The 11,892-nt window shown below is 61.3% G+C and carries 9 protein-coding genes; 3 read left to right on the forward strand and 6 right to left on the reverse strand.

Going from position 1 to position 11,892, the window contains the following annotated elements:
- Nucleotides 1-156 precede the first annotated feature (156 nt).
- Complete coding sequence (locus U5A52_RS20325) at nucleotides 157-645, forward strand: cache domain-containing protein (protein WP_321911248.1); 489 nt, start codon at nucleotides 157-159, stop codon at nucleotides 643-645.
- A 61-nt stretch (nucleotides 646-706) separates the two neighbouring features.
- Here the strand turns inward: U5A52_RS20325 and U5A52_RS20330 are convergent, their stop codons facing one another.
- The 3 genes from U5A52_RS20330 to U5A52_RS20340 form a co-directional block, all read right to left on the reverse strand.
- Nucleotides 707-1,399: an MgtC/SapB family protein gene (locus U5A52_RS20330; protein ID WP_321936015.1), complete on the reverse strand. Its 693-nt coding sequence runs from the start codon at nucleotides 1,397-1,399 to the stop codon at nucleotides 707-709.
- Nucleotides 1,400-1,696: 297 nt separating this feature from the next.
- Nucleotides 1,697-2,146 carry a hypothetical protein gene (locus U5A52_RS20335; RefSeq protein ID WP_321911253.1) on the reverse strand — a complete coding sequence of 150 codons (450 nt, stop codon included), beginning with the start codon at nucleotides 2,144-2,146 and terminating at the stop codon, nucleotides 1,697-1,699.
- Between the two features lie 243 nt (nucleotides 2,147-2,389).
- Entirely contained in the window at nucleotides 2,390-3,859 is a 1,470-nt protein-coding gene (locus U5A52_RS20340) for a sigma-54 interaction domain-containing protein (RefSeq protein WP_321936016.1), read from the reverse strand.
- 373 nt (nucleotides 3,860-4,232) lie between these two features.
- Between U5A52_RS20340 and U5A52_RS20345 the strand changes: the two genes are divergently transcribed.
- Both U5A52_RS20345 and U5A52_RS20350 read left to right on the forward strand, forming a co-directional pair.
- A complete protein-coding gene (locus U5A52_RS20345) occupies nucleotides 4,233-5,633 on the forward strand; it encodes a GntP family permease (protein ID WP_321911255.1) in 1,401 nt (466 codons plus the stop codon).
- Between the two features lie 24 nt (nucleotides 5,634-5,657).
- On the forward strand, nucleotides 5,658-6,449 hold the full coding sequence (locus tag U5A52_RS20350; protein WP_321936017.1) for a 3-hydroxybutyrate dehydrogenase: 792 nt from the start codon (nucleotides 5,658-5,660) through the stop codon (nucleotides 6,447-6,449).
- Between the two features lie 21 nt (nucleotides 6,450-6,470).
- On the opposite strand, the gene U5A52_RS20355 is transcribed toward U5A52_RS20350, so the two are convergent.
- The 3 genes from U5A52_RS20355 to U5A52_RS20365 all read right to left on the reverse strand — a co-directional run bounded on the left by U5A52_RS20355 (nucleotide 6,471) and on the right by U5A52_RS20365 (nucleotide 11,648).
- On the reverse strand, nucleotides 6,471-7,250 hold the full coding sequence (locus U5A52_RS20355) for a hypothetical protein (protein ID WP_321936018.1): 780 nt from the start codon (nucleotides 7,248-7,250) through the stop codon (nucleotides 6,471-6,473).
- A gap of 196 nt (nucleotides 7,251-7,446) precedes the next feature.
- A complete protein-coding gene (locus tag U5A52_RS20360; protein WP_321936019.1) occupies nucleotides 7,447-10,407 on the reverse strand; it encodes an EAL domain-containing protein in 2,961 nt (986 codons plus the stop codon).
- Nucleotides 10,404-11,648 (reverse strand): ABC transporter substrate-binding protein, encoded by a 1,245-nt coding sequence (locus tag U5A52_RS20365; RefSeq protein ID WP_321936034.1) that lies wholly within the window; start codon nucleotides 11,646-11,648, stop codon nucleotides 10,404-10,406. Before U5A52_RS20365 ends, U5A52_RS20360 begins: the two co-directional genes overlap by 4 nt.
- Nucleotides 11,649-11,892: the final 244 nt, after the last annotated feature.

Raw genomic sequence — 11,892 nt, forward strand, 5'->3', positions numbered from 1 at the left:
GTCCAATGCCATAGGGAGAAGGATTCTCGGCGGGTGACCGCTGCCTGGACTAGTCTTTTGCATGCAGGTGGGTGCTTCTCGCCCACAGACACGCGCCGAGGCGGCACAGACCCAGCACTTCAGCGCGAGGAGAAAATGATGGTTAGAGATCGTGCGATGACTGGCAATGCCCTCTTCGTCGGCATCCTGCTACTGGCAGGATTGCTCTGCTCCACGTTACCTGCATATGCTCAGTCAGTTCCTCCGCCGTCCGAAGCAGCGAAACAAACTGAAGCGTTGGTCGACAAAGCCGCCGCGTTGATAGACCAAAAAGGCAAAGCCGCGTTTTCCGGGTTTAGAGTGAAAGGCAGTGAGTGGTTCCATGAGGATACCTATCTATTTGTCTATGATCTGAACGCGAATGTCTTGCTGAACCCCGCCTTCCCATCCCGTGAGGGGACGAACGTCCACGGCCAGAAAGACGCTAACGGCAAGCTGTTTCATGACGCCATGATCCGGACGGCTGAAACGACAGGGTCGGGCTGGGTCGACTACATGTTTCTACGGCCGGGGCAGACTCAGCCATCGCATAAGTGGACCTATGTGAAGGCAGTCAAGATTGACGGAGTGCCCGGTCTGGTAGGTTCGGGTTTCTATTCGGAGTAGGTTCTGGCGCGCCCGTGACCGACCGATGACCTGGGAGCGCGCCTCCAATGCGCGACTTTTATCATTGCGGCCCGTCGCTTACCGACCAGCTAACCGCCGAGACATAGGGCGCAAGCGCCAGTTCGCCGACCAGCACCTCCAGCTGGCTATCCTGTTGCCGGGACGCGAATACGACGGCGTTGACCTCGACCTGCCCGCCGGTCTTGAGTGCGTGGCTTTCCAGGCTCTGCAGCGAGAGTCCGTTGGCATCCAGACGCTGCAGCAACGTGGCCCGGATCAGGGCTTCCTGTTGCGACTGTGTGACCGCTTCGATGATGTAGTAGCGCTCGCTGCTGGGTTCAACAGGAGCATGACGGTAGATCAGGCGTGCGAGCGGTGGCAGCGCCAGGTTGCAGAGAATGATCAGCAAAGTGGCAATGAGAGCAGTGGAGAGAAATCCACTGCCGGCGATCACGCCCACTGCACCCGTGCCCCAGACTGTCGCTGCCGTGCTTAGTCCGCGCACGCTCAGACCGTCGCGTATGATGACGCCCCCTCCCAGGAAACCAATGCCGGTCACGACCGGCGCGGCCATCCGCACCACTTGATCCTCGACGCCAAGGAGAAAAGGTAGCGTCGTGAACGTCGCTGCGCCCAGCGCCACAAGTGCGTGGGTGGCAATGCCTGTGAAACGTTGCCGCCACTGCCGCTCCAGGCCAATCAGCGCACCGAGGGCCAAGGCCGCAAGCAGATCAAGGGTGATTTCAACGTGCATGCCATTGCGCTCCATCTGACCTGAGCATTCACCTCGAAGGGCCGTATGCTCCATGAGAGACAACGGTGTCATTGCGTGCAGGCCGTGTAGATGCCTCAAGGCGCACCGTCCACATGTCCCATCAATTCCACGGGTAGCGTAACACCTGATGAACGCAAGGCTGCGCTCGATGTCCGAGGGGATGCTCACGCGCGCGAGCTGGTGCCATGTCGGCAAGTGCGGCGATTCGTTGCGGACTCTCTGTTCGCCGTTAATGGTCCTGCGTGCTCACGTCAGGAAGAAACTAGATGCCGTGACTCACTGTACCTTGTCTGGCTGTGCCCGAAGCTTGTCTTTAATGGCAGTCAGGCAGTTCGTGAACTGGGTGCGAAGCCCCACCGAATTGCTGCTCGGTTCGGCAAGGCCGTCGGTTGTCACGACCCATCCGTCGGGCGTGCGAGAAACATCGAGTTCGAAGTACTCTGCCGATCCGCCATCCAGGACCACCGACTCGCGATAAGCGCCCCGTGGCGAATGAATGACCGCTTCGCAGCCCTGCTGGAGCCTGGCTGGACCATGAGAGGACAAACCGTTTGAGCCGTCGCGAACGGGGACTGCGCCGTACATGCGGAACGCCTCGAACTGCGTTGGCATTGCGGCCGTGACGAACTGGACGTCTGAGTCGGAAATGGCATTTCCGCATCCCGCGAGGACGCCGATTAAAGCGGCGAGCGTGATGCGAGCGCAATTGCCCCAAGAAGTGGACACAGAAGCGCCGCCTACCCGTAGTTTGTGCGCAAACGTTAGCGTTCTCATCTCCAACGGGTCCGCCTCGATGTAAGAATCAAGTATTACGGCGTGCGCATTGCATAAATTGATCGGGGTAAACCCTGATGATAACGGGCCAAAGAAGGTTATTCAGGACACTTGATTATCTGGCACGCGAACCGGAAGGCCCTGCGCAGCACGCGTTGCGCAGCTTGATTGCCACGTAAGTTTCGACGAACAGCATCAAACTTCGATACCGAGCGCACCAATACGCCGATACAGCGTGGCGCGCGCCATCCCGGTCTGTGCGGCGGCTTTCGCCACTTGGCCGCCTGCCGCACGCAACGCATCGGTCAGAAAGCGGCGCTCGAAATCGCGCATCGCGTCGTCGTACTGCTGGCACGGCTGCGCACTGGTGTGGTCGGGCCGATCGCGCAAATCCGCCGCCGCGTCGCGCGCCTCGTTCCCGTCGCGCTGCCCGCGCCCGTCGCCAATGAAACGCGCGAGCGAGCGCGCATCGATACGCTCGCTATCCGATAACAGCACCGCGCGCTCGAGCGTATTGCGCAATTCACGCACGTTGCCCGGCCAGCCATACGCGCACAGCACCGCCAGCGCGTCGTTGTCGAGTTCGAGATGCCCTGCGCCGCTTTCCACCGCCAGCTTGTCGAGAATCGAGTAGGCCATTGCCTCGATGTCCGCCAGGCGCTCGCGCAGCGGCGGCACGCGAATCATCAGCACGTTGAGCCGGTAATAAAGGTCCGCGCGAAAGCGGCCCTGCGCCACGAGCGCGGGCAAATCGGCCGACGTCGCCGCAATGATGCGCACGTCGGTACGCACGATGCGATTCGACCCGAGCGGTTCGAACTCCTGCTCCTGCAAAACCCGCAGCAATTTCCCCTGCAGCGCGAGCGGCATGTCGCCGATCTCGTCGAGAAAGAGCGTGCCGCCCTGGGCCAGTTCGAACTTGCCGATACGCCCCTTGCGCTCCGCTCCCGTGTACGCGCCCGCCTCCGCGCCGAAGAATTCCAGTTCCAGCAGCGTGTCGGGAATCGCCGCGACGTTCACCGTCACAAGCGGCCCATCCGCGCGTCCGGACGCGCCGTGTATGGCGTGCGCAAGCAGTTCCTTGCCCGTGCCCGTTTCGCCGAGCAGGAGCACCGGTGAGGCGAGACGCGCGGCCCGGCGTGCCTGACGCTTCACTTCGAGGCTTGCGGCGCTGGTGCCGATCAGGCTTGAAAAGCTGTACTTCGCGCGACGCACCTGCGCAAGCGACTGGCGCGTGCTGATCAGTTCGGCGCGCAGCCGCGCGTACTGGCTGAAAAGCGGCGACAGTCCCTTGAGTTCGTTGAACAGCACGAAGCCGACTGCGCCGATCGTTTCGCCGTTGTCGTCCTTGATCGGCAAACGCGTAACGACGATCGGATCTTTATCGGTTTCGAGAATGTCGAGCAGAATGGGCTCGCCCCCCTTCACGACGTCGCGCATCATGCTGTTCGGAATGACGCTTTCGCAATCGAGACCGATCACCGCCGCGGGATCGTCAAAGCCGAAGCGCGCCGCGTAGTGCCGGTTGATCCACACCACGCGCGCGTTGCGATCGACGATCACGGTGCCTTCGCTGAACTTGTCGAGCGATTGAAAGAGCGATTGCATCGCCAGTTTGCGCACGTGGTCGTAGTCGGCCAGCAGCGCGGTCGTTTCGATTTCCATTCGGTTCTTTTCTTCGGTCCTGGCCGCTTGTGGCCGCTTGTGGCCGCTGATGGTCCCTTGCGGCCCGTGGATTCTCATTTTCGGGACGCATTATCTCAGAACTGAGATTCTCGCGCACTCCGACAATCCGGCGCTCTACGCGAGGGAGTGCGGGCGGCGGCGCGCTTCGCCGCCAAAGCCGTCTCAGTTTCGAGACACGTAGCCGTTGCAACCTTCTCCCCGTACATCCCGTACGTGTGCTGCCCCCTGACGCGCCGCTGCGCGCAAGGCTCCCCGGCCGCTGGCACATATCGTGCTCTATAGCGCGGTCGCGCCGGCTACGGCGCGCGCAAACAACAAACAGACCTGCACGAATAAACGAACTGGAGACAAGATGTCCTTTGTGATTGTGATCGCCGCTTTGGCGTTCCTGATGCTGGTCGCCTACCGCGGCTACAGCGTCATTCTCTTTGCGCCCATCGCCGCGCTAGGCGCCGTCCTGCTGATCGATCCCGCCGCCGTCGCACCGGTTTTCTCGGGCATCTTCATGGAAAAGCTGGTCGGCTTCGTCAAGCTCTACTTCCCTGTGTTCCTGCTTGGCGCGGTATTTGGTAAGGTCATCGAACTATCCGGCTTCTCCGAAGCCATCGTGGCCGCCGCGATCCGCTACATTGGCCGTTCGCGCGCCAATGCGGTGATCGTCGCGGTCTGCGCGCTGCTCACGTATGGCGGCGTCTCGCTCTTCGTCGTGGTGTTCGCCGTGTATCCGTTCGCGGCCGAACTCTATCGCCAGAGCAACATTCCCAAGCGCCTGATGCCCGGCGCCATCGCGCTCGGCGCTTTCACGTTCACGATGGATTCACTGCCCGGTACGCCGCAGATCCAGAACATCATCCCCACCACGTTCTTCAAGACGACCGCGTGGGCCGCACCGTGGCTCGGCGTGATCGGCTCGGTCTTTATCATCGTGGTCGGTCTCACCTACCTCGAATGGCGCCGCCGCAGCGCCATGGCGAAGGGCGAAGGCTATGGCACGTCGCTCGTGAACGAACCGGAACGCGTCGAAACGGGCAATCTGCCGCATCCGGCGCTGGCCATTGCGCCGCTCGTGCTCGTTGGCGTCGCCAACTTCCTGCTGACGAAGTGGATTCCGCAGTGGTACGGCGACAGCTTCACCGTCGCGCCGGACGTGCTGCCCGGCATTCACGCACCCGTTACAGTGCCCGTTAAAAGCGTCGTGGCCATCTGGGCCGTTCAGGGCGCACTGCTGCTCGGCATTCTGCTCGTTATCGTCACGGCGTTTGGCCGCGTGAAGGAACGCTTCGCGAGCGGCACGAAAACCGCTGTGGGCGGCGCGCTGCTTGCCACGCTGAACACGGCGTCGGAGTACGGCTTCGGCGGCGTGATCTCGGCGTTGCCCGGTTTTATCGTGATCGGCAATGCGCTCAAAGCGATTCCGAATCCGCTCGTGAATGCGGCCGTGTCGGTTTCCGCGCTCGCGGGTATCACAGGCTCCGCCTCGGGTGGCATGAGCATTGCGCTCGCCGCCATGTCGGACACCTTCATCAAGACCGCTCAGGCCATGCATATTCCCATGGAAGTGCTCCACCGCGTGGTGGCCATGGCGAGCGGCGGCATGGATACGCTGCCGCACAACGGCGCGGTCATCACGCTGCTCGCGGTCACGGGCCTCACGCACCGCGAGTCGTATCGCGACATTTTCGCGGTGACCATCATCAAGACGCTCGCGGTGTTCTTCGTCATTGCCGTGTTCTATCTGACCGGCATCGTCTAACCGGCACTCATTCGAGGCTTCCTCATGCACCTCCCCGACACGCTCTCCCTCGCCGGAAAAACGGCCGTCGTCACCGGATCGACCAGCGGCATCGGTCTCGGCATTGCGACGGCGCTGGCCCGCGCTGGCGCCAATATCGTCCTGAACGGTTTCGGCGACCCCGCGCCCGCACTTGCGCAGATCGAAGCAACCGGCGTGCGCGCAGCACATCACAACGCGGACATGAGCCGCCCTGCCGAAATCGAAACCCTCGTGGCTTTTGCGGCGAGCACGTTCGGCGGCCTCGATATTCTTGTCAACAACGCGGGCATTCAGTACGTCGAATCGATCGAGAACTTCCCGGTTGAGCGCTGGGATCAGATCATCGCGATCAATTTGAGCGCGACATTTCACGCGACGCGTGCGGCGCTTCCCATCATGCGCGCGGCGGGTTGGGGACGCGTGATCAATATCGCTTCGGTACACGGGCTGGTGGGCTCGGTCGGCAAGTCGGCCTACGTCGCGGCCAAGCACGGCGTGATCGGGCTCACCAAGGTCGCCGCACTGGAGACGGCGCGCAGCGGCGTGACCGTCAATGCCATCTGTCCGGGCTGGGTGCTCACCCCGCTCGTGCAGAAGCAGATCGACGATCTGGCCCACCGCGAGGCGATTTCCGCCGAAGACGCCACGCTGAAACTGCTCGGCGAAAAGCAACCGTCTGGAAGCTTTGCGACGGTCGAGCAGATTGGCGGCGTAGCGGCGTTTCTGTGCTCGGAGGCGGCGAACGAGATGCGCGGCGCCGAACTCAAGGTGGACGGCGGCTGGCTCGCGCAGTAAACGTGGCGGCGGCGCGCGAGGTCAATCGCGCGCCATGCGCCGCAGCTTCATGGCGTGCAGCCGGTGGCTGAGCCCTTTGAATACACTGCCTTCGTGCGGGTCGCCGAAGTGAAACAGCACTGTGCACCGAATGCTGGAGGGCGCGCAGGCCTGATTCGCGTGCAACGAGCGCAAACCCCAGATGAAGTAAAGATTACCCGGCTGCAACGTCACGACTTTCGCCGAAAGCCATTTCTGAACCCGCGGCAAGCGCCAGATCTTTTCAAGCAGCTTTTCCACGATTGCCTTCTCAACGATATTGGCGATCACAGAGCGCCGCGCATTGCGTAGATTCGGGAACATCACGAGGTGGCCTGCCCGCTCGCCGGGGTCATTCGGAATCAGAACCGGCAGCAAGATCGACACGGCATACGAGTCGTAGTGGAAATTGTTCGAGTGACGGATTCCTTGCTCTCCCGAAAGCACCCGCATGACCGGGAAAATCGCGTCGCTGGGCGGCGGCGTCCCCATCTTGCGCACATACAGCTGGCGCAATAACGCGTGCAGCCCCGCATCTTCGAAAAGCGGGGCAAGACAGGTGCCGCTTATCCATGGCGCTCCGTTAAAGCCGAAGTATCGGGCGCCGTTCTGCTCGACCAATTCGGTTACGCCATTGCGAAGCTTTGCGAGAATTGCGGGTGGCACGATGTCGTAGAGCACACCCACGCCGTCGTCGTCCATCAACTGGGCGAGCGCTTGCGCACCCTGCACGTCTACCTGCGCAAATTCATCAAGCTGCCGTTCATCGTTCAGCGCGTTCATTGGGGTCCCTCGCGCAGCCTGCTCGGTGTATACAGGCACACGTCAATGCAGACCGTAGACTGAGCGAAAAAACATTCGTGTTCCGTACGTCTTCGTACAGTACACCTGAACGCGTCGATTTATATGCCGGCTGGTTATTTCGGGTCGCTTACTTTTTATCTCGACATGCCAGAACCGAAGCTACCGCATACCTTCGTTAGCTATCGCTTCGCGCCTGCTCGCCAGGCGCCCCTTCCGCGACCACCGGCCAGACCAGCTGTTCGAACTGCTCTGGCGCGACAGGCCTGGAATACAAATAGCCCTGCGCGAAATCGCAGCCCATGGTCTTGAGAAAATCCCGTTGCTCGACCGTTTCCACGCCTTCGGCGATGACCTGAATGCCGAGTTTGTGTGCAAGCACCACCATCGCCTCGCATAGCACCTGGTTGTTTTCGTCCACGCTCAGGTTCTGGACAAACGAACGATCGATTTTCAGGTAATCGATATCGAAGCGCTTGAGATAGGCAAGCGAGGAATAGCCGGTGCCGAAGTCGTCGATCGAAAGGCCGATGCCCGCAAGACGGAAATCCAGCAGCCGCTCGTCGATATTCGATTCAGCCTGCAGCAACAGACCCTCGGTAATTTCCACCACCACGCTTTGTCCCGGCACGCCCTCGCGATTGAGGTAGTCATGCCACCGCGCGCCAACCATGCTGTCCTGGCGGACCTGCACCGGCGACATGTTCACGCTGATCTGGAACGACGGATCATAGTGCTCGCGCCAGAGCCGCGCCTGTTGCACGGCTTGCCTGAACACCCAGTCGCCGATCGGAATGATGAGGCCGGTATCTTCCGCGAGCGGAATGAATTCCAGCGGGCTGATCATGCCCCGCTCGGGATGCAGCCAGCGTATCAGCGCCTCCGCTTTGCGCACTTGTCCCGTTGCAAGGTCAACAACCGGCTGATAGAGCAGCCGAAGCTGATTGCGAGGAAGCGCGGCACGCAGGTCGCTGGTCAGGCGCAGGCGCGTTTGCGCCTCCAGTTGCATGTCGGGCGTGAAGTAGCTGAAGCGATTGCGTCCAGCGTTCTTGGCCGCATACATGGCCTGGTCGGCATTCTTGAACAGTGCATCGAGTTCGACGGTGTCGTCGGGGAAGACGGTCACGCCAATGCTCGCCGAAATGTAGACCTCGTCCGCGCCGAGCTTGAATGGCTCGGTCAGTTTGCGATTGATGCTGCGCACGGTCTGTTCGACCGCCTCCATGTCTTCCAGATCGGGCAGGATCACCGTGAACTCGTCGCCGCCCAGTCGCGCGACGGTGTCCAGATTGCGCACGCACGCGCTAATGCGGCGCCCGGCTTCGATCAGCAGCACGTCGCCGCGATCGTGGCCCAGCGAGTCGTTCACTTCCTTGAAGCGATCGAGGTCGATCAGCATCAAGGCCACGCGCCTTCCCGAACGGCTCGCGAGCGCCGCCTCCTCGGTCAGACGGTCGTGAAAGAGCTGCCGGTTCGGAAGCCCCGTCAGTGCATCGAAATTGGCCTGTTTCCAGATGGTGGCCTCGAACGCCATCCGGTCGGAGAGGTCACGCCCCACCGCGAGCACGGAACTGACATGCCCGGAACGGTCGATCTCAGGCGTAATGCGAATGTGGGTACATTGCTCCTGCCCGTCCTTTCCCGCCCACCTCAGTTCGAACTGCGCGCTTTTTCCCGTCGCGATGACATCGGCAATCTTCCGTTCGTAGACCAGCGCATTCGCGCCGCCGGGAAGCTCCGAAGGCCGCTTGCCGAGCACGCTGGCGAGATCGCATCCCGCCGAGGTGCAAAAGGCCGGATTGGCAAACGTGCGGCGCAGCTCGCGGTCATATCGCGTGATCGTATCGGGCGAGTTATCGATCAGCGTGCGCGCCTCCCGTTCGCGGGCGACGAGTTCCGCCGTTCGGTCGACGACCGTCTGCTCGAGCGTCGCATTGATTTCGTTGATCTTCTGAATCTTCTGCCTGATTGCCGCACGCATGCGCTCAAAGCGCTGCGCCAGCCGGGCCAGTTCGTCCGGCCCTCCGGCCGAAGCCGCCTCCTGCGCGCCTTCGTCCTCGACGGCGCCGGCATCCTCGCCCGTGTCGTGCATCCGGCGCACCAGGTCCTGCAACGGCGCCGAAATACTGATTGAAATAAACCAGGCAAGAAAAATGGAAAGCAGAAACCCGGAAATACCGACCACCACGATCTGGTTGCGTACGGCCTGCGCCTCCGCAGTGAGACTCTGTTCGGCAATCGTGCTGACCACGAACCAGCTCGTGCCGGGAATTCGGGCGTAAGCGGCAAGATAATGACCGCCGTGTTGCGCGGCGAAATTGACGAACCGGCTCGTTTCGCCCGATAGGCGATGGCGGACGATATCCGCGATCAGGCCGGGCTCGGGCGTGGCGCCCGGATTGGGCGACGCCGCATGATTCGGGACTACGATGATTTTGTTGTCGCTCGCGTCGAATACGTAGATCTCAGTCCCGCTGCCTGCCGCAACGTCGTTGAAGATCGTCGAAAAGTATTCGGGGCGAACGACCAGAACCAGACTGCCGATCTTCGTGTTGTCGCTCTTGTTGTAGATGGCGCGCACCATCCCCAGGTTTTGCTGCCCCACCCCATCGTCGTAGCTGCCCCAGTAGGTGCGTTCCTGCGACTCTTGCGCGAGGCCGACGAGCGCCGTCACTCCGGTAGTCAACTGCGCAAAAGCCTGGGTATCCAGAATCTGGTCTTTCTGGTCGAGCAAATACTTTTGATTGATGAAATCGACCGACCCGTAGTGCTCCAGCAGCAAACGCGTCATGTCCTCGCGCGCCTCGCTCTGCTCTCTGGCGCCGCCGCTTGCCGCTCTCGCCAGTGCGCCCTGAACGCGATCCGAAAGCACGAGAAGATTGCTTTCCGATTCGATCTGCTGCATGCGCAGCTCGACATTTCTGGAAACCTGCCGCACCACCTCTTTCGAAAAGATCTCCGCGTTTTCCTTGATCGCCGCAACCGACTTCACATAGGAAATGCAGCCCGAAATGATAATGGGCAACAGCGCCAACAGAATGAAAGCGGCAATCAGCCGATAGCGAATCTCGACGCGTCGAAGCAAATCCTGGCAGAGGTAATCGAAAGCGCGTCGCAGCGACGCGGAGATCGAATTCATTTGTAGTGCATCTTCGCTTCAGTCTTGACCGAGAGGTCCAGGCGCTGCGCAGCCTGCCTGGGCGTGATTTTCCTGAGCAGCACATCCTGCATCAATTTATGCACCAGCTCAATCGTGTTGGAAGGAAGCGACGAATAATAGGGGCTCGCCGTGACCGGATAGCGGCTGACCGCATTCGTGTACTCGACGATCTCCACGTCGCTGACCACGGTGCCCATGCCTTGCTGAAACGGCGAAACGTTGTGGCGTTTCCTCTGTAGAATCGGGAATCCCTTGCCGGCGATGAATTCCAGAAAACGCATGGCCGCAGCCTTGTTGGGCGTTTCGCAAACGGCAAAACCCGTTTCGCTGCCGAACACCGGCACAACGCGTTCACCGCGCGCGTTCCATGGCGGCACGAACACGCCCACGGAGAAATCGTTTCCATTGAGCATGAGGCCGGCGGCCCAGCTGCCCTGAAACGCCATCGCCACCTTGCCTTCCTTGAACAGGCGAATGCCCTCGTCGTAGCCCGTCGTCATGAACGACGGCTGCGCGTAACCGCGCTCGGGAATCAGGGCGATCCTCGCGAAGATATCGGCCACCTGCGGCGTGTCGAGGTTCAGCGTGCCGTCCGCCATCTTCTCTTTCCAATGCGGCTCGTGCGCGACCACATTGTTGGCGAAGCCAGATGCAAATGGCCCGTTGCCGAGCATGTTCGGAAAGCCGCCGCTCCACATCACCGGAATCATTCCCGCCTGCTTGAGCTTGGCGCATACCGCCAGGAACTCATCGAAATTCGCGGGCAGCGTATCGATACCGGCCTTGGCGAACATGGCGCGGTTGTAATAGATCATCGTCGTCGCCACACCGCCCGAAATGCCGAATCCCTTGCCGTCGCGGCTGGTCCAGTCGGACTTGAGCGGATCGAGCATGTGCTTCCATGCGGCGCTCTCGCGGACATCGGCGAGCACGCCCTGGTCGGCCAGCTCGGCCGCATAGGCGTTCGGATTAATGCTGACGAGGTCCGGCAGCGTGCCGGCCGCCACGCGTGGCTTGATGTTCTCCTCGACCGAATTGCCGACCATGAACTGCACGTTCACGTGCACGTCCGGATTGAGTTTGTCGAACTCGGCGGCGATCTGGAGCATTTCCTGCGGCCAGTCCGGCGCCCAGATCAATGCGGTGATGGTGGTCCGTGCCGGCGCGGCCTTGCTGCTCTGGGCGCTGTTCTGCTGATCGCAACCCAGGAGCAGGAGCATGCCGATCAAACCGGACAGCAGCCAGGCAAACTTGAATCCGTGCACGTAACGCTCGCTTTCAGTTCGGGAGTCGCAAACCAGGCACACAAACCCTTGACGCAGGGGAACCAGATTGCATATCGGCCAAAATCGGGCATCACTTGAGGAAACCTGTACTCGAGCGCGGCACGCGCTGACCGGCGAGCTGTTACGGACGAACGTTCACGCTCGTTCGCAAACGTTGGCGCAGCGCGCTGCGCTAACG

Source organism: Paraburkholderia sp. J8-2 (genome assembly GCF_905220195.1).
GTDB lineage: Bacteria > Pseudomonadota > Gammaproteobacteria > Burkholderiales > Burkholderiaceae > Paraburkholderia.

Bases quoted from the DNA above. Each gene is read 5' to 3' on its own strand.
- U5A52_RS20360 (WP_321936019.1), bottom strand. From the start codon at position 10,407: ATGAATTCGATCTCCGCGTCGCTGCGACGCGCTTTCGATTACCTCTGC.
- U5A52_RS20340 (WP_321936016.1), bottom strand. From the start codon at position 3,859: ATGGAAATCGAAACGACCGCGCTGCTGGCCGACTACGACCACGTGCGC.
- U5A52_RS20350 (WP_321936017.1), top strand. From the start codon at position 5,658: ATGCACCTCCCCGACACGCTCTCCCTCGCCGGAAAAACGGCCGTCGTC.
- U5A52_RS20365 (WP_321936034.1), bottom strand. From the start codon at position 11,648: ATGCTCCTGCTCCTGGGTTGCGATCAGCAGAACAGCGCCCAGAGCAGC.
- U5A52_RS20325 (WP_321911248.1), top strand. From the start codon at position 157: ATGACTGGCAATGCCCTCTTCGTCGGCATCCTGCTACTGGCAGGATTG.
- U5A52_RS20345 (WP_321911255.1), top strand. From the start codon at position 4,233: ATGTCCTTTGTGATTGTGATCGCCGCTTTGGCGTTCCTGATGCTGGTC.
- U5A52_RS20330 (WP_321936015.1), bottom strand. From the start codon at position 1,399: ATGCACGTTGAAATCACCCTTGATCTGCTTGCGGCCTTGGCCCTCGGT.
- U5A52_RS20355 (WP_321936018.1), bottom strand. From the start codon at position 7,250: ATGAACGCGCTGAACGATGAACGGCAGCTTGATGAATTTGCGCAGGTA.